This window comes from Acutalibacter muris (genome assembly GCF_002201475.1).
GTDB classification, from domain to species: domain Bacteria; phylum Bacillota; class Clostridia; order Oscillospirales; family Acutalibacteraceae; genus Acutalibacter; species Acutalibacter muris.
In genome coordinates, this window is record NZ_CP021422.1 from 2410673 (window position 1) to 2432494 (window position 21822).

Annotated in this window: 18 protein-coding genes, 2 tRNA genes and 6 pseudogenes; 4 read left to right on the plus strand and 22 right to left on the minus strand. The window is 55.7% G+C overall.

Features of this window, described 5'->3' with window-relative positions:
- Window positions 1-8 precede the first annotated feature (8 nt).
- Both ADH66_RS12325 and ADH66_RS12330 read left to right on the plus strand, forming a co-directional pair.
- Window positions 9-85 (plus strand) — tRNA-Asp (locus tag ADH66_RS12325).
- A 24-nt stretch (window positions 86-109) separates the two neighbouring features.
- Window positions 110-185, plus strand: a tRNA-Thr gene (locus ADH66_RS12330).
- Between the two features lie 164 nt (window positions 186-349).
- Here the strand turns inward: ADH66_RS12330 and ADH66_RS19710 are convergent.
- From ADH66_RS19710 to ADH66_RS12350, 4 genes and pseudogenes are all read right to left on the minus strand, one after another.
- Window positions 350-529 (minus strand): annotated as a pseudogene (locus ADH66_RS19710) (tyrosine-type recombinase/integrase); the annotation flags it as partial.
- A gap of 52 nt (window positions 530-581) precedes the next feature.
- Entirely contained in the window at window positions 582-2123 is a 1542-nt protein-coding gene (locus ADH66_RS12340) for a recombinase family protein (RefSeq protein ID WP_066540233.1), read from the minus strand.
- Complete coding sequence (locus ADH66_RS12345; protein WP_066540231.1) at window positions 2120-3811, minus strand: recombinase family protein; 1692 nt, start codon at window positions 3809-3811, stop codon at window positions 2120-2122. The genes ADH66_RS12340 and ADH66_RS12345 overlap by 4 nt, the downstream gene beginning before the upstream one ends.
- Complete coding sequence (locus tag ADH66_RS12350; RefSeq protein WP_066540230.1) at window positions 3812-5041, minus strand: recombinase family protein; 1230 nt, start codon at window positions 5039-5041, stop codon at window positions 3812-3814.
- Between the two features lie 188 nt (window positions 5042-5229).
- Between ADH66_RS12350 and ADH66_RS12355 the strand changes: the two are divergent.
- Window positions 5230-5619, plus strand: a pseudogene (locus ADH66_RS12355) (ParA family protein); the annotation flags it as partial.
- Window positions 5607-6785: pseudogene (locus ADH66_RS12360) on the plus strand (VirD4-like conjugal transfer protein, CD1115 family); the annotation flags it as partial. The pseudogenes ADH66_RS12355 and ADH66_RS12360, both read left to right, overlap by 13 nt.
- 116 nt (window positions 6786-6901) lie before the next feature.
- Here ADH66_RS12360 and ADH66_RS12365 read toward each other — a convergent pair.
- From ADH66_RS12365 to ADH66_RS12445, 18 genes and pseudogenes are all read right to left on the minus strand, one after another.
- Window positions 6902-7399 (minus strand): annotated as a pseudogene (locus ADH66_RS12365) (DNA cytosine methyltransferase); the annotation flags it as partial.
- Window positions 7396-7527, minus strand: coding sequence for a hypothetical protein (locus tag ADH66_RS21340; RefSeq protein WP_257789521.1), 132 nt, complete (start codon window positions 7525-7527; stop codon window positions 7396-7398). The pseudogene ADH66_RS12365 and the gene ADH66_RS21340, both read right to left, overlap by 4 nt.
- A gap of 77 nt (window positions 7528-7604) precedes the next feature.
- A complete protein-coding gene (locus ADH66_RS12370) occupies window positions 7605-7979 on the minus strand; it encodes a hypothetical protein (protein ID WP_066540224.1) in 375 nt (124 codons plus the stop codon).
- 221 nt (window positions 7980-8200) lie between these two features.
- Window positions 8201-8827 carry a recombinase family protein gene (locus ADH66_RS12375; protein ID WP_066540221.1) on the minus strand — a complete coding sequence of 209 codons (627 nt, stop codon included), beginning with the start codon at window positions 8825-8827 and terminating at the stop codon, window positions 8201-8203.
- Between the two features lie 78 nt (window positions 8828-8905).
- Window positions 8906-10711, minus strand: a complete 1806-nt coding sequence (locus tag ADH66_RS12380; RefSeq protein WP_066540218.1) for a peptidoglycan DD-metalloendopeptidase family protein — start codon at window positions 10709-10711, stop codon at window positions 8906-8908.
- A 542-nt stretch (window positions 10712-11253) separates the two neighbouring features.
- Complete coding sequence (locus ADH66_RS12385; RefSeq protein ID WP_066540212.1) at window positions 11254-11889, minus strand: hypothetical protein; 636 nt, start codon at window positions 11887-11889, stop codon at window positions 11254-11256.
- A gap of 31 nt (window positions 11890-11920) precedes the next feature.
- Entirely contained in the window at window positions 11921-12433 is a 513-nt protein-coding gene (locus ADH66_RS12390; protein ID WP_066540209.1) for a class B sortase, read from the minus strand.
- A gap of 4 nt (window positions 12434-12437) precedes the next feature.
- A pseudogene (locus ADH66_RS12395) lies at window positions 12438-13160 on the minus strand (ParB/RepB/Spo0J family partition protein); the annotation flags it as partial.
- Complete coding sequence (locus ADH66_RS12400; protein ID WP_066540204.1) at window positions 13157-13942, minus strand: ParA family protein; 786 nt, start codon at window positions 13940-13942, stop codon at window positions 13157-13159. The gene ADH66_RS12400 and the pseudogene ADH66_RS12395, both read right to left, overlap by 4 nt.
- Window positions 13943-14043: 101 nt before the next feature.
- Window positions 14044-14208: pseudogene (locus ADH66_RS21990) on the minus strand (tyrosine-type recombinase/integrase); the annotation flags it as partial.
- 5 nt (window positions 14209-14213) lie between these two features.
- Window positions 14214-15860: a sensor histidine kinase gene (locus ADH66_RS12410; protein ID WP_066540193.1), complete on the minus strand. Its 1647-nt coding sequence runs from the start codon at window positions 15858-15860 to the stop codon at window positions 14214-14216.
- A complete protein-coding gene (locus ADH66_RS12415; RefSeq protein WP_066540190.1) occupies window positions 15857-16528 on the minus strand; it encodes a response regulator transcription factor in 672 nt (223 codons plus the stop codon). Before ADH66_RS12415 ends, ADH66_RS12410 begins: the two co-directional genes overlap by 4 nt.
- 22 nt (window positions 16529-16550) lie before the next feature.
- Window positions 16551-17237 carry a phosphate signaling complex protein PhoU gene (gene phoU / locus ADH66_RS12420; RefSeq protein ID WP_456236482.1) on the minus strand — a complete coding sequence of 229 codons (687 nt, stop codon included), beginning with the start codon at window positions 17235-17237 and terminating at the stop codon, window positions 16551-16553.
- A complete protein-coding gene (pstB, locus tag ADH66_RS12425) occupies window positions 17234-17989 on the minus strand; it encodes a phosphate ABC transporter ATP-binding protein PstB (RefSeq protein ID WP_066540187.1) in 756 nt (251 codons plus the stop codon). The genes phoU and pstB overlap by 4 nt, the downstream gene beginning before the upstream one ends.
- A 4-nt stretch (window positions 17990-17993) precedes the next feature.
- Window positions 17994-18827, minus strand: coding sequence for a phosphate ABC transporter permease PstA (gene pstA, locus ADH66_RS12430; RefSeq protein ID WP_066540184.1), 834 nt, complete (start codon window positions 18825-18827; stop codon window positions 17994-17996).
- 1 nt (window position 18828) lies between these two features.
- Window positions 18829-19653: a phosphate ABC transporter permease subunit PstC gene (gene pstC / locus ADH66_RS12435; protein WP_066541985.1), complete on the minus strand. Its 825-nt coding sequence runs from the start codon at window positions 19651-19653 to the stop codon at window positions 18829-18831.
- A 103-nt stretch (window positions 19654-19756) separates the two neighbouring features.
- Window positions 19757-20563 carry a phosphate ABC transporter substrate-binding protein gene (locus tag ADH66_RS12440; protein ID WP_066540181.1) on the minus strand — a complete coding sequence of 269 codons (807 nt, stop codon included), beginning with the start codon at window positions 20561-20563 and terminating at the stop codon, window positions 19757-19759.
- Between the two features lie 132 nt (window positions 20564-20695).
- Window positions 20696-21664 carry a DUF6076 domain-containing protein gene (locus ADH66_RS12445; RefSeq protein WP_066540179.1) on the minus strand — a complete coding sequence of 323 codons (969 nt, stop codon included), beginning with the start codon at window positions 21662-21664 and terminating at the stop codon, window positions 20696-20698.
- Between the last annotated feature and the right edge of the window lie 158 nt (window positions 21665-21822).

Consider the following 21822-nt stretch of genomic DNA (forward strand, 5'->3'; position numbering starts at 1 on the left):
TAACTGATGGCCCGGTAGTTCAGTTGGTTAGAACGCTAGCCTGTCACGCTAGAGGTCGACGGTTCGAGCCCGTTCCGGGTCGCCAAGAGTTCGCCTGGCGAACTCTCATGCTGCTATGGCTCAGGTGGTAGAGCACATCCTTGGTAAGGATGAGGTCTCCAGTTCGAATCTGGATAGCAGCTCCACAAAACCCCCGTAAGACTGCGGTCTGCGGGGGTTTTGCTTTGTCTGAAAAAGCCTCTAAAATCGTGTCTGACCCACACCGTGACCCACACGCCGAAATAAGCGGAAACGGCTGGAGACTTCTGGGTAGGAAGTTCCAGCCGTTCTGCCCTTTTTTGACCCACATTCACCTGACCTGCTGCATGAAGCTCCCCATCTTCTCTGCGGCCTGTTCTTGTTTTTGGCGGGTGGCGTGGGTGTAGGTTCTAAGGGTGAACCCGGCATCGTAGTGTCCAAGCATACTGCTGACAGTCTTTACATCTACACCATTTTGGAGTGCCGTTGTGGCGAATGTGTGACGCAACTCATCCAATGTCAAGCCCAGACTAAGAAAAAGTTTCCAAAACTTGAACTTTTTTTTACATTGCAGCGCTATTTCCATCCAAAAACCGCAGCTTAATCTCTAACCTCCCTCCCGGAAAGACCGTCACACGCTCCAACAAATCTCCAATCCGTTCCTTGGTCAGCACCTCCGTGTCAGCCAGCTCCCGGTATTTATCGATAAACTCAGAATCGCCGGAATCACATACCGCAGACTGCCCGCTCAAATCTTTCTCTGCGTCACGCGCCTGTTCAAGCCTTTCCATCAGAACAGCCTTTTGACTTGAATAAACTGGTTTCGTCAGCCGACCGTCCACATAACCCTCATAGAGCTTTGTAATCTCAGCCGACAGAATTTCCTGTTCAGCCCGGCACTCCTGCAACTTTTGCCGTAGCTCCTTGGCCTGTTTCTCCCGCATTTCCGTTTGTTGAACGGCAATCTTTGCCAAGTCAGCCGCAAGGCGGGCCTGTTGGAGAATTGCCTCGGAAACAGCCGCCAGGATATCGCTTTCCAGAATCTTCTCCCCATAGCAGCCCAGCCCCGGTACTGTCCTCGGCCTTTGGCAGAGGTAGTACCGTTCCTTTTGACCGCGCGGAACAATAGCATATCCGCACACGCCGCAAATCACCTTTTTGCTGAGAGGGTCGTTGCGCATAACGTGCTTTTCGTGCTTTTGCTTGCCAAGCCGTTCTTGGACCGCTTCAAACAGTCCCTTTGATACCAGCGGCTCATGGCAATCCTCCACCACGATTCTGTCCTCAAAATCAGCAGTCAGCTGCTGGTGCGCTCCGATTTGAGGCCGCACCCGCTTTCCGTAAACAAAACAGCCGATATATTGGCGGTCGCGGAGAATCGTATAGATTGTGCCAGTATTCCAATGCTCGTTACACCAGTTTGCGTGTTCACTGGAAGTATCCTTTTTGCTCCGCGAAGGCGGAGCAATTCCCTCGCAATTGAGGATTCTCGCCGTGGTTTCGATGCTGTTGCCATCTGCCACAAGGGAGAAGATTTTTCTCACGACATCAGCGGTTTTGGGGTCGGGAATCAGCCTGTGCCGGTCTTTGGGGTCCTTCATATAGCCAAAGGGGGCAACCGGGTTGATATTTACCCCGCGCTTTGCCAGCCGCTGTTTTGCGGTCTTGACTTTTTTTGATGCGTCCCGGCTGTACATATCATAAATCAGCGCCCGGAACGATGTGCCCAGACTGTAAATATCCTCCCGGCGGCTGCTGTCGAAATGGTCGTTCACGGCAATAAACCGCACATTTAGAAACGGAAACACACGGGTGATGTAGTTTCCGACGGTAATGTAGTCCCTTCCAAAGCGCGAGAGGTCTTTTACCATGATGCACTGTATCTCTCCTCTTTTCGCCTGCTCTAGCAGCTCCTTAACGGCGGGCCGGTCGAAGTTTTTACCGCTCCAGCCATCATCGCAGAACTCTGCCACGTTTGCACCGAAAAAGTCCGGCATATTGTGGATATGATGGAGCAGGAGGTTCCTCTGATTGGAGATACTTTCGAATTCTGACACCCCATCGTTATCCTCGCCGGAGAGGCGCAGATATATGGCAACCGTCACTGCTCCCCGCCCCCTTTCCAGAAGCGGGACACCTCCGCGAATTCATCCTGATAGACCAGTTTGAGCTCCAGCCTGCTGTCATCGTACACGTCAATACCGGCAATTAAAGCGTGGATCAGTTCTTCGGATAATTCCGCGCCCTGATAGTCCCTGCATACCTTAAACATGGGGTTCTGCGGGCCGTAGCGCTCCAGCGACCGGCGTTCAGTCTCCAACTCAGCCATCTGCCTGTCAAATCCGGCGCACTGCTCCCGGTAGTGGGCTTTCATGGAGGCATATTCCTCCCGCGATATAACCCCTTCCGCAAGATTTTGATAGAGGCCCTCCAAGAGCTTCTTGCTGCGGGATTGAGCCTGCTGTGCCTGTTGTATCCGGCGGTCGATATCAATATGCTTTTTTGCAGACACGGCTGCGCACTCCCGCAAAACCATTTCTTCCAAGCGGGCAACCGCCGTTAAATGCTGCTCAATTTGGACGCGCACAACCTCAAGCAGTGCCGATTCTTTCAGGTTTTTCGGGGTGCAGGCCGAGGGCATTTTTATATGGGTCGTGCATTTGTAGCTGTAATAATATACCCTGCCGTTTGCGGTCCGATTGTACACATGGCGGCGGCACATGGCCTTTCCGCAGTCGCCGCAATGGATAATCTTTTTGAACAGATTGGGGGTTTTTAGCTCGTCACCCTTGCCGGTCATTGCCTGATAATCTGCCTTGCTCTGCTCAGCCATGCCCTGGGCCTCTGCGAACATTTCCTCGCTGACCAGCGGCTCATGGGTATCTCGCACGACGCGCCATTCCTCCGGCGGGGCGTAACGGTCTTTTCGCGCTTGTTTGTAAGACGCTTGGGTGCGCTTTCCCTGGACTAAGTGGCCCAGGTAGACCTCATTGTTCAGAAGGGTTTTGATGTTCCAGGTGGTCCATAGGGTGTCCCGATAAATTTCCCTTTGCGAGAAACCCATTTTGTAAAGATATGCTCCCGGGGACAACACGCCGTTATCATTGAGGGCGCAGGCGATCCGGCGATAGCCCATGCCTTCCAAACGCATTTTGAAAATGCTCTGGACAATAGGGGCTGTTTCCGGGTTGATTACCAGCTTATTGTGATTCTCCGGGGATTTCGCGTAGCCGTAGGGCGCGGCTGGCCCGTGAAAATGGCCTTGCAGTTCCATGGCCTTGATGGCAGTTGACACCTTTCGGGAAATATCCCGGCTGTAGGTTTCGTTGAGAATGTTCGTCAGCGGTACAATGTACCCCTCATTTTGCCCCTTGGAGGCCGTGTCAAAGCTGTCGTTGACCGCAACAAACCGCACGTCCAGATAAGGAAAAATCCGCTCCAAGTAGTTGCCGGTTTCCTTGTAGTTTCGTCCAAACCTGGACAGGTCCTTCACCACAATGCAGTCGATTTTCCCGGCACGGATATCCTCCATCAGCAGGTCGAACTCCGGGCGCTGGAAGTTGGTCCCGGTGCGTCCGTTGTCGCAGTATAGGCCGCAAAGCTGCATATCCGTTTGAGAGTCAATATAGCCCAGCACTAGCTCCTTTTGTGCCTCAATGGTGTCAGCACCCGGCTTACCACTGTCCTCCACCGAGAGCCGAATATAGGCCCCGGTTTTGTACACTTTTTGAGTGACTATTTGCTCATCGGGCCCAGAAGCCAGTGGGTTTACCTTGCGTTTCGTCCTCGCCACTCAAACCGCCTCCTTTTCAGAAAGCAGCTTTCGGGCCCGGGCCACTAGCTCTGCCTGCCACTCGAACTCATTGTGCCAGCGGAAGACTATCTCCACCCGGCGGTCGCGGAAAATCAGTACCCGCTCTATCAAGGTGACAACGATTCTGCGGTCAAGGGACACGATATTTCGGTGCTTTATAAACTGTTCTATCCAATGCTTGTTCGAGGAATTATCCAACTCCCGGCCCATTTCCTCCCGCAGAAACTCAGCCTGTTCCTCGGCCTGGGACAGCCGGTCCTGGTAGGCGCTTTTCAGCTCCTGGTACTCGTTCTTGTCAATGATACCGTCCGCAAGATTCTCATATAGCGAACGGAGAAGTTTCTGGCAGCGGTCGATTTCCTCTTGCTGATTGGCAAGCCGGGCCCGGATTTTCTGCACCTTCGCCTGCTGGAGCTTGGCAGCGTCGGTCAGCTCCATAAGCTCGGAGAGGTCTATAACCTCCCGGATATGTACCTGCAATGCTGCTAAGACAATTTCCTCCAGCGCCTCCACCCGCAGAGAGTGGGGGTGGCACTCTTTTCTGTCCTTATGCGCCCCGCAGACAAAGTAAATGTACTTTTTCCTGCCGGAGGGCACGGTCTTGCGTACCATCGGCCCGCCGCACTCCCCGCAGTAGACCATGCCGGAGAACAACTCCACCGGCTGGCCTACCTCGGCGGTGCGGGTGTCCATAGCAAGGACCCGCCGGGTCGTTTCAAAGTCGCACTTGCTGATAATCGGCTCGTGGCAGTTCTCCACCACCGCCCACTGGTCCCGGGGCTTATGCACCAGGCGCTTGACCCGGTAGCTGGGAGTCGTCACCCGGCCCTGCTCCAAAACGCCGGTATAGACAGGGTTCTTGAGAATTCTCAGCACCATTCCGGCGCTCCATCTTGAATGTTCCTTGACACGGAAAGCGGTGGTATAGCGCATACCCTGGGACAGCTTGTAGTCCATGGGAGTGGGGATTCCGCCGACGTTCAGCCGGGCGGCAATGTCGATGGCGCTGATACCGTCCAGTTTCCAGTTGAAAATATCCCGCACCACGTCTGCGGCAAAATCGTCAATCACCAGCTTGTGGTGGTCAACAGGGTCCTTTTTGTAGCCGAAAACGGCAAAGGAGCCGATGAAATCCCCGCGCTGGCGTTTGATCTCAAGCTGGCTCCGAATCTTTATGGACGTGTCCCGGCAGTATGCCTCGTTGAACACAGGTTATTGGGGAAAGGGAAAGCAAACAGGCAAAAATCCAGTATTCATGCGGGTTTGCGGCGAGATGGCTCTCAAAAGCTAACCTCACAAAAGACAGATTATTGCACAATCACATATCGTTTCTAAGGGAGAATGTTGATTCCGGTCACATTCTCCCTTTTTTCATACCAAGAAACGAGGTGATTATCTTGAACACGCAAATCATCGCCATCGCAAACCAGAAAGGCGGTGTGGGCAAGACCACAACCTGTGCCAACTTAGGGATAGGACTGGCGCAGGCCGGAAAGAAAGTGCTTCTCATTGACGGGGACCCGCAAGGGAGCCTGACCATCAGCCTGGGCAATCCCCAGCCGGATAAGCTGCCCTTTACCCTCTCTGACGCGATGGGCCGTATCCTGACCGATCAGCCGATCCGCCCCGGCGAGGGGATTCTGCGCCACCCGGAGGGTGTGGACCTGATGCCGGCGGATATTCAGCTGTCCGGTATGGAGGTGTCGCTGGTAAATGCCATGAGCCGGGAAACGATTCTGCGGCAGTACCTGGATACCGTAAAGGGGCAGTATTCCCATATCCTCATATCCACAGCGAAAAGGACATTTTGAAGCTGGTGACAACCTTAATCGCCAACACCAAGGGCGAGGGGAAAGCCAGTGACGATTTCTGGGTCAAAGCGGAAACGCTGCTGTACTGCGCCCTGATTGGATATATCCACTACGAGGCCCCGGTGGAGGAGCAGAACTTCTCCACCCTGATTGAGTTTATTAACGCGATGGAGGTCCGGGAGGACGATGAGGAATACAAAAACCCTGTTGACCTGATGTTTGACGCGCTGGAATCCGAGAAGCCCAACCATTTTGCGGTGCGGCAGTACAAAAAATATAAGCTGGCGGCGGGCAAAACCGCAAAATCTATACTGATTTCCTGCGGCGCGCGGCTGGCGGTATTCGATATTGCCGAGCTGCGGGAGGTCACAGCCTATGATGAGCTGGAACTGGACACCCTGGGGGACAAAAAAACCGCCCTGTTCCTTATTATGAGCGATACCGATGACAGCTTTAACTTCCTGATTTCCATGTGCTACACCCAGCTGTTTAATCTGCTCTGTGAAAAAGCGGATGATGTGTACGGCGGCAGGCTCCCGGTCCATGTGCGCTGCCTGATTGACGAGTGCGCCAACATCGGGCAGATTCCAAAGCTGGAAAAGCTGGTAGCCACCATCCGAAGCCGGGAGATTTCCGCCTGTCTGGTATTGCAGGCGCAGTCCCAGCTGAAGGCCATCTACAAGGACAACGCCGACACCATCATCGGAAATATGGACACTTCCATCTTTCTGGGCGGCAAGGAACCCACCACCTTAAAGGAGTTAGCCGCCGCCCTGGGAAAAGAAACCATTGACACTTACAACACCGGGGAGAGCCGGGGGCGGGAAACCTCCCACTCTCTCAACTATCAGAAATTGGGGAAAGAATTGATGAGCCAGGATGAGCTTGCGGTTATGGACGGTGGAAAATGTATCCTCCAGCTGCGGGGCGTCCGCCCGTTTTTGTCAGATAAATATGACATCACCAAGCACCCCAATTTCCAGTACACCGCCGACGCGGACGATAAGAACGCCTTTGACATTGAAAACTGCTGTGGCACCACTGCGTTGCCTAAACATTTAAGTCTGTCCAGCCCACTGGAAAGCCCATCATCATTTCGGTGTATTCCGCTGTTTGGTTTGCATTTAGCCCATTCCACATGAAACGGTAACAGTTGAAAATAGCGTGTCCTCCAGAAATTGTCTTCCATATACTCACCTGTGAATCCTTGGCAGAACACTTTGTCCATGCCAGAGAATCCGATGCCATGGGCCGAGGCCACAATAACGGTACGGTCGCCGCGAAACGGCGTTCCGATAGCGCTGGCAGGAAAACAGTACCACCATACATGACACCCCAGTCTGTCCAGGTCCCGAAGCATTCTCCCGAAAAACCGTCCATTTTCACTTGAGAGCAACCCCCGCACATTTTCTCCCACAAGCCATCTTGCGTTTGTATCGCGATACACTCGCAAGAGTTCACTCCACAAATCGCGCACATCATGAGATGCCAGACGTTTTCCCGCAGAACTGTGAGGTTGGCACGGAAAGCCTCCTGACACCACCGTGACACTCCTTTGCCCTGTCCGCTCATAAAAACTCTCCTTTGTCAATGTCCTTATGTCTCGCCAACGAGGCACATCCGGCCAGTGCTTTTCCAGCACCCTTGTGGGATAGTCGGCCCACTCGCATTGGCCTATAGTCTCAAAGCCCGCCCACTCAGCGGCAAGGTCCAAGCCCCCTATGCCAGTGAAAAGGGAGAGGTGACTTAGATTCATCTGTGTTTCCCCCTCCTATGTACCCGCGACCTCGCCCGGCTCTTAGGCTTCTTCTCCGCCTGCCGCTTATGGTACATCTCCTGCTGCAGCAGCCCTGCCCGGCGGGCGTTATTCAGTATCCGGCTCATAGCGCCATCCCTCCAATTCCTCGATCTCCACATAAATCCCCGGCCAATGCCGCCAACTATCCGCGGGGCCGTGGACCCTATAATTTCAAAACAGGTATTATAACCTTTTCGGAAATCTCCCCCAGGGTGTAGGTATCACGGCCCTCTGCCTTAAGCCGCTGGGAAAACTTGTCCATTTCCACGGCTAACTTGAGCATCTTAAGCACCCCCACCTCCTCCGGCGTGACCTTCGGCATATCCGGCCCCACCATACAGCCTATGGCCTTAAGGAGGAAGATTTCGCGCCGGAAAGGGTCCATAGCCTCATACTCTGCCCACACCTCTCTGGCGAATTTCCTGCGGTTCAGCCGGGGCTTGTCCGGGGGAAGCACACCTTCTGCCTGTAGTTCCTTTTTTGCCTGCGCCCTCATGTCCTTCTCGCGCCGGGTCATGCGTTTTTTCCTGTCCGCCATTTTCTATAAACTCCTTATAAGCCGCTTTATATTGTGATAATAGTTTCATATCATCATTAAATTTGTCGAAAAAGGTATACTTTTTCAGACTGCGCTCTCCGAGCGGTTTTCGCAAAATTTTTTGTGTGAAATGTAGAATCAGTTAATAAAAAGGTATTGTATTCTCGCAACATATATGTTATAATGACGGAAATTGAGCAGTGCTAAAAAGGTATACCTTTTTAGCACTGGCCCGATTCATTTTTTGTGTTATTTACCGTGCGGAATTCCCGCAAACGCTTATAGAAGGTGGCCCGGCACATATCGCACAGTCTCAGAACTTCCCTCATATCCAGTTCCCGACGTTCCCACTGCCCGACGATTTGGGCAAAATCCTCCGGCACAGGCTTCTTCGGCCTGCCGAAGCGCACCCCCCGGGCTTTCGCCGCCACAATGCCCTGATCCTGGCGTTTCCTGATACTGTCCCTTTCGTTCTCCGCGACAAAGGAGAGTATCTGCAGCACCAGGTCGGCTATGAAGGTACCCATAAGGTCTTTGGCTGTGCGGGTGTCCAAAAGCGGCATATCTATCACGCAGATGTCCACGCTCTTGATTTTGGTGAGAGTCCGCCACTGGTCCTGGATCTCTTTGTAGTTGCGTCCCAGCCGGTCAATGCTGAGTATGTACAGCAGGTCGCCGGGCTGTAACCGTTTTAACATCCGCTGGTACTGAGGCCGCGCAAAATCCTTGCCGGACTGCTTGTCGATATAAAGATTTTGGGGCGCTATGCCTTTTGCGTTCAGGGAAATTCTTTGTCTTTCTTCATTCTGGTCCGTGCAGGACACACGGACATATCCGTAAGTTTCCATATGTCGGACTCCTTTCCGATAAATTTTTGGCCCGCGAAGCATGGGAGAGCCGCTTGAAAAAAGCGCCGCAAGGCCCGATTATTCCCTGTACTGCGGCCAGGCCAGCTCCGCATAGTTCTGTCCGCCGACTCCAGCCTCCCCGTCATGATAGAGGGCCAAATGCAAATGAGGCCCGGTGGAGTTGCCGGTGCTGCCTATATAGCCTATAAGCTGGCCCTGGGTAACGGTTTCACCGCTCGTCACCGCCAGCGCCGAAAGGTGCCCATAGGCGGAAATCCAGCCGTCCCCGTGCTCAATAAACACACTGTTGCCAAAGGACCACATATTGTCCACGCCATACGCCGGCGTCCAGCCGTCCTGCACGTACCGCACAGTCCCAGCGGCTACAGCATAGACCGGCTCGCCATAGCAGTTTGCAAAGGAAATATCAATGCCGTTGTGGCCGGGGTAGGTGTCCCAGGTGTGGCCGGGCAGCGGATAGGCAAACCGCCCGTCGGCAATGGCACTCGCGTCACCCATGCCGCCCACACTGACCTTATAGTATCTCAGCACATTGTCCACATAGTTGATATCGCCGTAGCCGCTCCAGCCGTGGGCGGCCGCCTGCATTTCTGAGAACTCCCGGGCGTTCTCCTTAGAATAACCGCCCCTGGCAAGCGCCCAGGATATGTACCCATTGCCGAAGTTGTACCCCTGCAAGGCAAGACTGATTCTTGGGATATCCGTGGGCCCAGCGGCTCCGGCTTCGTGAAGATTCCGGGCGATAATGCCGGTTCCGAAGTTTATGGACTCCTCCACGCTGACCGGCGTACCCACCGGCAGGCCCATTCCCTCGGCGCACTGCATAACATCGCCGCCAACATCGTCCGCCCGGCCCCCGGATTCCTGCATGACGACCGCAGCCACCAGAGGGGCGTATTCCGGGATTCCATTGGCCTGACAGGCCGCCCTTATCTGTGGCATGAGGGCGATCACCTCCGCCGAGAGGTTCACATTCTTAACAGATCCGCTGCCCCGAAAGCCTCCGGCGATGACTCCGATCACCAGAAAGGGCAAAAGAAAAAGCGCCGCCAGCGCTCCCCAGGAGGATTTGCTTTTGGGCGCGCTGGCGGCAATATTTTCTATGGCTTCCCTGATTTTCGCGGCGGCTTTCTCTGTGACCTGAATCGCGGCCCCGACCCCGGGCGCGGCGGCGTTGGCGGCGGCAGCGGCCCCGGCGTTTCCCGCCGACTGGCCTGCGGCCTGGAGGGTCTGCACTGCCGCGCCGGAGGCTTCGGCGGTACGGAGAGCCGCGCCCTGGTTTTGCAGGCTGTTGGCGGAGGAGCTGTTCTGCCAGGTGTTGAGGGGATGTTCCTCGTTCAGCCGCAGGCTGCTGTCCTCTGCCCGCATATGGGTGGAACCTTTAGGAGCGGAGGGAGCGTCCTTCTTTGCCGTGGTGGAAGGTACGGCTCCTTTTTTGCGGCCAGCCTTTCTTATGACGGTACTGCTGTCCTGCTCCCGGGAAGGAACGGGAGCGCTGTCACGTTCAGCTTCGGAAGGGGGCAGAGGCTCCCTGCTGTTATCTTCACGCCGTTTGGAACGGCTCTCCTCATACTCCCCGCTTTGCGGCGGGGGGCTGTACTCGGGAGTATGTACCTTTTTCGGCTCAATGTTTTGCGGGGCAGTAACAGGCTGATATGCCCGCTTGGAGATACCGGCCTCGGAAACGCCGGGCTGGGGCGGTGTGTGACTCTTGTCCATAGCCTTCTCCAGGGCCCGCCTGCTTCTTTTCACTATATAACCGGCAGATTGCAGCGCCCTGTCGCCCATCGCGTTGATGGCGTACTGCTCCGAGCTGTCGGCCTCCTGGTTCTGTCTGTCCCTTGTCAGTATATCGCTGCTCAAAAAATCCTTCCTTTCCCTTTGATGATAAATGTAAATAAAAACCCCGGCCCTGCCACTTGACAAAGCCGGAGATTATGTTATAATAAAAACATAAAGAGGGCGCTGTCGCACGGCGGTCAGCCCTTACACGATCAACGAATTACCGTTAGCCGTTCGGGTTGGAGCCGAGCGGCTAACACGCTTTTGGGGCTAAGTATACGATCACCAAAAGGGCAATCGCCACGAAGACTGCGAAACGCAAAATTTTCGCTCCCATAGCGCGCCACCTCCCCTCGTAAAAAACTTAGGGAAATGAACCACCCCCTTTCGGGGCGGCTAACCGCTTTGAATTATGCAGCAGCGTCCTCACAGCATTGGCCGGGGCAAGTCCCGCCCAAGCTGGCCCCTCACCGAGAGGGGCGTTTTTATTATACCATTTTGTAGAAATTTGTCAACAGGGTCACCTCCGTTGTTTTCTCAATTCAAACCCTTTCCCACACCCCCGCCCTCTGGCGGGGACATGGGAAAGGGCCGCGGTCCCCCGCGGCCCTCCCTGCGGTATTTTATAGCTCCAGCTCCGGCTCCGGCCTTCCCCTGTGGGGAGGGCTCTGCTGCCTCCTTTCCTCAATTATGACGCGCATGGAGGACCAGCCCCTGTCACGGACTCTTGCCAAGTGAGGTATATCCTCCAGCAGCTTATCCGCGTCTTTTCCCAGCCGTTCAAAGGCGCTCCCCATGTCCTTAAGAGTATCCTTCAATTTGTCCTGGAATTCGTCCCTCCCGCCCTTAAGTACATCTGCGGAGATTTTCATTTCCTGCTCCGCGTCATGCAGAGCTGCCTGGACTATTTTCACCCAAAAGGTAATTGGCGGGGCGTTAAGTGTGGAAAGCAGCTCCTCATGGCTGGCATTTGCGGTCTTGCCCACGGTTTCGAGAAGCTGTTCCCTGACATAGCTGAGGGTGCTTTTTTCGCGTGTATAAGGGGCAAAAGCCGCATACACAAGCGGGCCGTCCAAAACGCCCGCCTGCTTGGAAAGCCCCTCCACCTTTTTGTCCATGTCCTCTATTGCTTTTGTCAGTTTGTCTATGTGTTCTATCACCTGTCCGAGCTGGACCTTTTCCCTGTAGAGGTTGTTCCGCTCCATAACCTGGTATGTGCGCAGCACCTCCGGGCGCCTGCCCAAAGGCTCCAGTGCCATTGTCAGTCCTCCTTTATCAGTAATAATTTTCTCATGTCTTCATTGCTACAACGGCCAGCCTGCCGTTATCCTGCGAATATTCGCAGGTCACAAGGGTCAGGAGCCTGTCCCCAAAGACAAGCTCCCACCCGGTATTGTACAGCCCCCTTTCGTTGAGATTTTCAACCAGAGCGCGGAAAGAAGCCACGCTCATATTGATTTGGTCAAACAGGCTCCACTCCCCCGGCCCGTAGCTGCCCTTCTCCCGGACTACCGCCGCCACAAGATAGCTTTCCGCGCCCTGCTCCGTTTCCAGGAGGATCTCAGGGTGGGCGGTGCAGTAGTCCTTGTCCGTATAGTTTAGCAGCGCTGAGAACATACTGCCGTCGTTCATGTGATGGCCGTAGATTATGAGGTTGTCGGAAGTTTCCAGACTGCACCTCTCATCCAGAAACGGCAGGCCATAGTCGGTGTAATTGCCCTCAAAATCGTGCTTCAGGTAGAAGTCCGGCACATCCGTGCTCTGCATAACAGGGAAGTCAATGCCGGTGCCGGGGACTGACACCCAGCTTTAACTGTTGGGCTTGCTCCAGAGTGGGAACGATTTCCCGGCTGCTCATCACTTCCAGCAACAAGCCCTGTTCCTCCTGGGTCAGGTATGACAGCTCCACGGCGGGGCGGAGCACTAATTTGTTTTCGTCTACCATCTGGAGCAGCGGCGGCAGCAGGTGGGTTAGGCGGATATAGCGCTGAATCTGTGACTTGCTGTCAGGGGAATTATCAGCTAAGATTGCCACTGAAGTCTGCCCCAATAAATTCTGCCCCACTGGGGTAGAATTTTCTTTGCTTGGTCTACCTGCTTTGCGTTTCATGGCTTCAAGCTTCATTCGATAGGCAAACGCCTTTTCGCTGGGCAGGATCTTCTCCCGCTGCAAATTACTGTCCACCATGATAATCGTGGCCTCGTCATCGTCCATATCCCTGACGATAACCGGCATGGTCTCTTTCCCGGCCAGCTCGCTGGCTCTTGAGCGCCGGTGGCCCGCTATGATTTCATAGCCGCCCTCGGGCCTTGGCCGGACGATACCAGGCACCAGAACACCGTATTGGGCCACGCTCTCGGCCATTTCCCGCATTTTCTCATCGTCCGCCACATGGAAGGGGTGCTCCTTGAAGGGATGCAGTTCCCTCAAAGAAAGCTCTTGAATTTGGTCAGCAGCAACCTGGGCCGGGATTCCGCCAAATAAATCGTCCAGGCCGGTTATTTGTATTTTCGCCGCGCTGCTTTTCATGACGCTACCTCTAAGGTCAGGGCCTCATATGCCGCAGAGACTTTTCCAGAGGGGTCATGAAGAAATATGCTCTTGCCCTCGGCGCTGGTCTCTGCCGCACGGATGGAGCGGGGAATGATGGCGTCGAAAATTTTGAGTTGACTGCCATAGGAATTTCTCAGCAGTTCCACGATTTCCTGCGAGTAGGTGGTCCGCATATCGGCCATTGTGACGAGAATACCGCTGATGGTCAAGTTTGGGTTGATTTGCCTCTTTACTTTGCCGATGGTCCTCATGAGCTGCTCCATACCTTTCAGCGAGAGGTAATGGGCCATCATTGGGATAATAAGCGTGTCGGCGGCTGATAGGGCGTTGATGGTAAGCATACCCAGCGAGGGGCAGCAGTCCAGGAGAATGATGTCGTACTGGTCGCGGACAGTGTTTAGGTATTCACGGAGGATAGTTTCCCGGCTCATGATGTTCACCAGCGTGACCTCAATAGCCGCAAGGTCGATGTTGGCGGGGAGCAGGTCAACTCCTTCCTTATGGTGGATAATTCCCTCGCCGGGGAGAAGGGGCTTGTCCTCTATGACCTTGCCCAGCACAGTGGAAATGGTTTCCTCTAACTGGTCCGGGTGCTGGTAGCCCAGGCTGGCGGTCAAAGAGCCTTGTGCGTCTACGTCCACCAGCAGGACGCGCTTGCCCTGGCGGGCCAGGCCGATACCTAAGTTTACGGTGGTGACGGTCTTGCCGACCCCGCCTTTTTGGTTGCAGATTGCGATTACTTTTGATTTTGCGTTCATTTTATAACCTCCCACATTATTCTTTGAAAATTAAAACAGAACTAAATCGGGGCCCTCTTGATGTTAGGGGCTTTCTGATTTAGTTCTATTTTAACACTGTCATCGTGAAATTTCAGATGACCCAATCCTGCACTTTTTAATATCTTCTTATGGAGGTTTACTATGGAGTCTGGATGGTACATCTCTCCTGTTTTCGGAGAGGGGAACATATAAGGGTTGGTAGGATGTTTACTGTGCTCCGCACACAGTAGGTCAAAGCTGTTTTTCGCGCTCAAAACACAATCGAAACCAGAGTCCCCTCCCCGACCCCGCTGGACAGCCTGACCGCCGCCCCATGGATCCCCGCTATATGCTTCACAATAGACAGCCCCAGCCCTGTGCCGCCCGAGGCCTTTGACCGGCTCTTATCTACCCGGAAGAACCGCTCGAACACCCGCGCCTGATACTCTTTCGGTATGCCGATGCCTGTATCCTTCACGGTCAGCACTGTGCTGTCTCCATTTTTTGTGACGCTCATCTCCACACTGCCACCGTCCACATTGTACTTGATAGCGTTGTCGCATAGATTATAGACCATCTCATAGAGATACCCCGGCACCCCCATAACGATGGCCGGCTCCCCGCTGACAGACAGAGCAACATTCTTCTCCTTTGCCCTGCCCTCTAACGCCGCGACCGCCGCCCGGGCAGTCTCGTACAGGTCGACCGGCTCCATACCGGCGGGGGCTCCCTCGTCCAGCCGGGACAGGTGGATGATATCCTCCACCAGGGACATCATTCGGGCCGACTCGGTGCGGATGAGATGGATAAACTCCGGCGCGTCCTGGGGCTTTACCGTGCCGTCCTCCAGCATCTCCGCGCTGCCGGTGATGACCTGCAGGGGCGTTTTCAGCTCGTGGGACACATTTGCGGCGAACTCCCGGCGCATCCGCTCAGCCTCCGCCTGCTCGGTCACATCGAAAGCCAGCAGGACCGTTCCGGCAGGCGCTCCGTCAGTTTGTATGCGGCTCAGGTCAAGCTGGTACTCCCTGCCGTCCCGCTCCATTCTGAGCTCGCTGTGCCCCTGCCCGGCAGCCTCTTCCAGCGCCGCGCTGATGGCATGGCTGTGGTCAACAAGCAGGAAATCCTGCCCCAGGCAGGAGCTGTCCGTATGGAAAATAGTCTTTGCCGCCGGGTTCATGCTGACGATTTTGCCGTCCCTGTCCAGCAGGACCAGCCCCTCGTTCATGTGGGAGGTTATCTGCACGAACTCATCGGCCCGCTTTTTCAGGCTCTGCATTTGCTCCGATATCTGCAGCCGCTGGCGGTGTATCTTTTTGAGCAGCGGGGCCAGCTCCTCATAGGTCTCGTTCTCAAGTGGCCTGTCCAGGTCCAGCCGGTTCAGCGGCCGGACAATGCGCTTTGCAAGCCTATGGGCCAGCAGGGCCGAAAACACCACAGCCAGTATGCCCACAATCGTCATGGGTTGGAGCATGGCCATCACCAGGGTGAACATGGTAGCCCGGCTGACGGAAATCCTCAGCACCGTGCCGTCGCTCAGCTTGCGGGCCCGGTAGAAGGTCTCCTCGGTCATGGTGCCGGAAAAGCGGGAGCTCTCGCCCTCGCCGCCCAGAAGCGCCTCCTGTATTTCCTCCCGGTTTCCGTGATTGCCCAGCTTTCTATAGTCCTCAGCCGTGTCGAAGAGCACCGTCCCATCCGGGGAGACCCATGTCAGGCGGTAGCTTTTGCTGTCTATGCCCTCAAGATAGTCCCTTCCGCCTTTCTCAACCCCCTGGGCCGCAAGGTACAGCTCGTCCGCCAGCTGGCTTTCCTCAATGTCCCGGTAGTACTGGTATAGGCAACCCATCACAATGATGATGTTTGCCAGCAGCACCGCCGCCGACACCGCCAAAATGGAGTGAAAAATCCGCTTAGTCATTCTGACGCCTCCAGACGGTAGCCGACGCTTCGCACGGTCTTTATCATGGAGCCGGACTTTCCCAGCTTCTGCCGCAGGGTCTTGATGTGCATGTCAACCGTCCGGGTCTCCCCGGCGTACTCCACATCCCAGACCTCAGCAAGGAGCTGCTCCCGGGTGAACACCATCCCGGGTCGGGACAGGAACAGCCTCAGCAGCTCGAACTCCTTATAGGTCAGGTCCACCCGCCCGCCGTCCGCCGTTACGGTGCGCTCCCCGGTATTCATCCGAAGGCCGCCCGCCTCGACGATGTTCTCCTCTTTGGGGGCGCAGCGCCGGAGTACGGCCTTCACTCTCGACACCATCTCCGTCATGCCGAAAGGCTTTGCAATATAGTCGTCCGCGCCCATATCAAGGCCCGTGACCTTGTCGTATTCCGTACCCTTTGCCGTGGCCATGATAACCGGAATCCCGGCGGTGGCGGTATGGGCGCGGAGCCTTTTCAGGATGGACAGCCCGTCCTCCCCGGGCAGCATGATGTCCAGGAGGATCAGCTGGGGCGGCTCGCTCCGAATGGCCTCAAACAGGCCGCCGCTGTCGGGAAAGCCCCTGACCTCAAACCCGGCGGCTGTAAGGGCATAGCTCATCAGCCCCCTTATGCCGTCGTCGTCTTCCACACAGTATATCATAATGCTCCCCTCCTTCGCCGGTCTATTGTACCACATCCCTTTTCTCTTCGCAAGCCGGGGCCAGGTCTTTCTCCCCTGTCACGGAGAATATCACCCACTGGGCAATGTTCACTGCATGGTCGCCGATGCGCTCCAGGTACTTGTCTATCATCATCAGGTCCAGGGCGTATTCCCCCTCCGAGGGCTCCCGGGCTATCCGCTTGATCAGCGAGCGCCTGACCCGTTTGAAGTAATCGTCCAGCAGGTCGTCGCCGGCAATGACAGACGCCGCAAGGGCCGTGTCCCTTGACACATAGGCGTCTACGCTGCCGGTCACCATTTTCACCGCCGAGCGGGTCATCTCGTGGATATGCTCCATGCGCTCCGGGGCGTGGCCCTCGTCTATCAGGATGAGGACGATCTCGGCAATGTCCTCGGCTTGGTCGCCGATGCGCTCCATATCCGTGATAATCTTCAGCGCGGCGGATATCTGCCTCAAATCTCTCGCCACCGGCTGCTGTTGTAAGAGGAGCTTTAAGCACAGGCTCTCGATGTCCCGCTCCATCTGGTCCGTCTCGGCGGCGATGGCGGCCACCTTTTCCGCGTGCTCCCGGCTTCCCTCGTCCAAGGCCCTGGAAGCCAGGGAGATGGCCTCCTCACACAGCGCGCCCATCTGTATCAGCTCCCTGTTCATCCGGGCAAGCTGTTCATCGAACCGGTTCCTCATCATCCAAACCTCCCCGTAATGTATTCTTCCGTCTTTTTCTGCTCCGGCCGGGAGAAAAGCTTCTCCGTGCCGCCGAACTCCACCAGCTCCCCCAGCAGGAAGAACGCCGTGTAGTCTGAGACCCGCACCGCCTGCTGCATATTGTGGGTCACCATGACGATTGTGTACTTCTCCCTGAGCTGCATTGTAAGCTCCTCTATCTTCCCGGTGGAGATGGGATCCAGGGCACTGGTGGGCTCGTCCATGAGCAGCACCTTTGGCTCCACGGCCAGGGCCCGGGCGATGCACAGCCTCTGCTGCTGGCCCCCGGAGAGGCCCAGGGCGTTCTTTTTCAGCCTATCCTTCACTTCGTCCCAGATGGCCGCGCCCCGGAGGGAACGCTCCACGATATCGTCCAGCTTGGCCCGGCTTTTGACCCCGTGGGTGCGGGGGCCGTAGGCGATGTTGTCGTAAATGCTCATAGGGAAGGGGTTCGGTTTCTGGAACACCATGCCTATCTCCCGGCGGAGCCCGTTTACGTCCACGTCGGGCCCATAGATATTTTTACCCCCATACCTCAGCTCGCCGGTTATCTTCACCCCGGGGACCAGGTCGTTCATGCGGTTCAAGGTCTTGAGAAATGTGGACTTTCCACAGCCGGACGGGCCGATAAAGGCGGTGATGCTGTTCTCATAGATGGGAATGCTCACATTTTTCAGCGCCTGGGTGCTGCTATACCATAAACAGAGGTCTTTTGCGGTGATAATTTCTTCCATTGGCTCATGCCCTCCTTTTCTTGAAATACCAGCCTGCCAGAGCGGCACAGAGGTTGACCAGCAGGGTCAGCACCAGCAGAATTGCCGCGATGGCAAAGGCCGCTTCAAACTCGCCCCGGTCTTTGGCGTAGACGTACATGGCAACCGTCAGGGAGGCCCCGGAGCTGCCCAGCCCGGTGAAGAAGCCGTTGAGTACATGGGCAAACCCGGCAGTGAAGAGCAGCGCCGCCGACTCGCCCAGAATACGCCCCACGGACAGTATGCAGCCGGTAATCACGCCGTCCACGCACCCGGGCAGCACCACCGTGCGCACCACCCGCCACTTGCCCGCGCCCAGGCCGAACGCCCCCTCGCGGTAGCTTTGTGGGACGGTCTTCAGGCTCTCCTGGGCCGTGCGCATGACAGTGGGCAGGTTCATGATGACCAAAGTCAGCGCCCCTGCCAGCAGGGAGGTGCCGAAGGTCCCGGCAAAAAGCATCATGCCCACGAAGCCGTAGATGATGGAAGGTATGCCCGAGAGGGTCTCGGCGGCGTACTCGATGACGGACACCAGCCTTTTGCTGGACGCGTATTCGGTCAGGTACACAGCCGCTCCCACCCCCAGGGGCAGCACAACGGCGAGGGCTGCTAAGATAAGGTAGAGGGTATTGAGGATGTCCGGCAGGATACCGATACGGTCGTTCAGTATGCTGGGGCTGGTGGAGAGCAGCTGCCAGGTGATGTTGGGCAGGCCCTTGCAGAGTACATAGAGGATGATGAACAGTGCGAAGCCGCAAGTTATGGCAACGGAGAGGGCCATAAGGCCGCGCATGGCGAAGGAGTATGCTTTTCGTCTCATGTCAGCCCTCCTTGCTCCGCTTGAGGAAAAAGTTCAGCGCGGCGTTTATCAGCAGGATGAACAGGTACAGCACCAGGGCGATGGAGAACAGCGCCTCTCTTTGCAGGCTCCCTGGGCTGGAGTAGGACATCTCGCTGGCAACTGCAGTGGTGAGAAAGCGCACGCTCCCGAAGATGGAGGGCATATTGGGCACGTTGCCGGAGACCATCATCACGGCCATAGCCTCGCCGATGGCCCGGCCAACCCCCAGCACTACCGCCGCCGCGATGCCGCTTTTGGCGGCGGGAGCCGTTACCTTAAAGTATGTTTCTACAGGAGTGGCACCCAGGGCCAGGGAGGCCTCCTCATATTCGTGGGGAACAGCCTCAAGCGCTGTCACTGATACCTTTATAATAGAAGGCAGTATCATGACCGCCAGCACGATAATCGCCGCCAGCAGACTTGCCCCGTCCGGGACATGGAACAGTGTGCGGATTCCCGGCACCAGAATCAGCATACCCACCAGGCCGTACACCACCGAGGGGATGCCCGCCAGCAGGCTGACCGCGCTCCCTACTACGGACTTCACTCTGAGCGGGGCCAGCTTCGCAAGGTACACCGCCGTGAAGAATCCCACCGGCACCCCGAACAGGGTGGCCCCCGCCGTGCCGTATACGCTGGTGAGGATGAAGGGTAAAATGCCGAACTTAGGGTCCTGGGCGGTGGACTCCCAGGTGTCTCCCAGCAGGAAGTCGAACAGGCCGATATCTCGGATGGCCGGTATGCCGGACAGTACCAGAAAGATGGTGATGAGTAGCACACAGCCTACTGTGACAAGGCCAAGCATGAGGAACAATCCGTGGAAAAACCGCTCTGTAAACTGCCGGCAGACCCGGGGCCTCCGCCTAAGCTGTGCGCGGGAGGTCTGTATGTTTTCCATAGGGCGGCCCTCAGTTGGCCGGGACCGCGCCCGCGCCGGAAATCAGCGGGGCCGCGTCGGCGGAGGTGGCGAAGTCGAAGAAGGCCTGGGCCGTTTCGGAAAGATCTTCCCCGGTTTTCGTCACCAAAATAAAGGGGCGCTGGATAACGTAGCTGCCGTCCTTCACGGTATCTTCTGTGGGAGCCACGCCGTTTACCGTAATGGCCCGGACGCTGTCCTTCACCGAGGCCAGGGAAGCGTATCCGATGGCGTCCGGGTTCTGAGCCACGGCGGTGATCACGTCGCCGGTAGAGGTCAGTTCCTGGCGGTACTGGCATTTCTCCTCGGTGCCGGTGATGGATTCAAAGCCGTCCCGGGTGCCGCTGCCCGCCTCACGGCCGATGAGCACCACGGGCGCGTCATTGCCGCCCGCGTCCTTCCAGTTCTCGATCTCCCCGGTGTAGAGCTTAGCAATAGTCTCCGTGTCCAGGTCTGCCACAGGATTCTCCGGGTTGACGATAACGGCAATACCGTCATAGGCCAGCACCGTGGCGGTCAGGCCCTGGGAGGCTTCCTCCTCCTTCAGCTCCCGGCTGGAAAGGCCGATGTCACAACGCCCCTCCATAACGGCCTGGATGCCCGAGCCGGAGCCGGTGGGGTTGTAGGTGAAGGCGGCGCTTTCATTCTGCTCCTGGAAGGATTCTCCCAGCGCGCCGATGACCTTCTCCATGGAGGTGGAGCCGTCTGTGGAGACAGTACCGGCGGTTTTCTGGGTGCAGCCGGTGAGAATGGTGGCGGCGGTCAGGGCCGCCAGTGCAAGTGTGGTGATTTTCTTCATGTGAATTTCCCCTTTCAGTTTTATGCTTTAATGATAGGGGATCATTGTAAAACTCAAAAGGGGCTCTGTGTAAAATCCAGGTAAAACCCATAATAATTTGCGCCACTAAACAAAGAATACGTCGGTCAGAAATTAGAATTCACTCAGCCACTCTTTAAACTCATCAAAAGACATTTTACCGGCAGCGCATTCGTCACGCTTACCCTTTGCCGCAGCGCTCCAAGCATAGAACGCACCGGGGCTGATCTTCCCCGCCTTAATCCAGTTGAATCGCTTTTTATACTCCCGGCGGTACTCCTTGAATAGTTCGTCCGAGTTTTTCTTCTCCGCCCAGCGCTTTACCGCGCCAACCTCTCTGCAAGTGTGCCCGTTCTCGTCAACGGTCAAATTGCAGAACTCTGCCGTATTGCGCCGGGGGATGGCAAAATATTTGCCACAGTACGAGCAGATACGCATACGCTGTTCTCGCTTGACACACTCCCGGAGGGAGAACTCTACCAGGTCGGAGATAGAAGTTGGGTGTAACACTTCGGCAAAAGTACCGTTGCCGGTTCGCTCATAGATGGTAGAGATTGGCCTAAACTGATAGGCATAGAGCGGTTCTCTTTTCTCTTTGTCCAGATACGCTTGCAACTTTTCATGAACAGGTCTCTTCTTGCCGTCATCGATGTCAAGTACATCTTGGAACAGGCGCATGATTTGTTTTTGGAGCGTATCGAGGTCGCTGGGGATGTGCCGCAGCTGCTTGTGGGGGAGAATCTCTTGAACATCATCAGGATGTTGCTCTGCATTGCGGAACCGCGCCTGCCAGTCAAAACGTAGAAACTCGAAATAGATGTGTTTCTTAGCAAGTTCCTCCAGAGTGCTCATCACTATTCCCCTTGAGTCTGCATCCCGTTCCCGGTAAAAATTCAGCAGGGCCTTGTCCATTTTCTTAAACAGGTTCTCCATCGGCCAGATGTCCAAATAGGTGAATCGCAAGAGGCTTTCCAGAAATGGGAAGTCTTTTTCTTTTTTGTGTGAGCGTTCGAACGTCAAATCTTTGTAGACAAAATACTCGCGGCCCTCTTCAAAGTAGGTGTAGAACAGATAGTCAGCCATCTTGGTTGCACTCCTTTTGAAAAGATAAAAATATTTTTGAAATTGTCCTTGACAAATGAGCTGCCATGTGTTACCATATGACGGCCGGTAAATCAAACTGTCTTTAAGAATTAGTCTACAGCAAGCGGACAGAAAAGTCAAGATATTTTTTAGGAGGT

Coding starts and splice junctions, on each gene's coding strand:
- ADH66_RS21340 (WP_257789521.1), bottom strand. CDS start 7,527: ATGAGCCGGATACTGAATAACGCCCGCCGGGCAGGGCTGCTGCAGCAG.
- ADH66_RS12370 (WP_066540224.1), bottom strand. CDS start 7,979: ATGGCGGACAGGAAAAAACGCATGACCCGGCGCGAGAAGGACATGAGG.
- ADH66_RS12375 (WP_066540221.1), bottom strand. CDS start 8,827: ATGGAAACTTACGGATATGTCCGTGTGTCCTGCACGGACCAGAATGAA.
- ADH66_RS12385 (WP_066540212.1), bottom strand. CDS start 11,889: ATGGCACTGGAGCCTTTGGGCAGGCGCCCGGAGGTGCTGCGCACATAC.
- ADH66_RS12400 (WP_066540204.1), bottom strand. CDS start 13,942: ATGAACGCAAAATCAAAAGTAATCGCAATCTGCAACCAAAAAGGCGGG.
- ADH66_RS12410 (WP_066540193.1), bottom strand. CDS start 15,860: ATGACTAAGCGGATTTTTCACTCCATTTTGGCGGTGTCGGCGGCGGTG.
- ADH66_RS12415 (WP_066540190.1), bottom strand. CDS start 16,528: ATGATATACTGTGTGGAAGACGACGACGGCATAAGGGGGCTGATGAGC.
- phoU (WP_456236482.1), bottom strand. CDS start 17,237: ATGATGAGGAACCGGTTCGATGAACAGCTTGCCCGGATGAACAGGGAG.
- pstB (WP_066540187.1), bottom strand. CDS start 17,989: ATGGAAGAAATTATCACCGCAAAAGACCTCTGTTTATGGTATAGCAGC.
- pstA (WP_066540184.1), bottom strand. CDS start 18,827: ATGAGACGAAAAGCATACTCCTTCGCCATGCGCGGCCTTATGGCCCTC.
- pstC (WP_066541985.1), bottom strand. CDS start 19,653: ATGCTTGGCCTTGTCACAGTAGGCTGTGTGCTACTCATCACCATCTTT.
- ADH66_RS12440 (WP_066540181.1), bottom strand. CDS start 20,563: ATGAAGAAAATCACCACACTTGCACTGGCGGCCCTGACCGCCGCCACC.
- ADH66_RS12445 (WP_066540179.1), bottom strand. CDS start 21,664: ATGGCTGACTATCTGTTCTACACCTACTTTGAAGAGGGCCGCGAGTAT.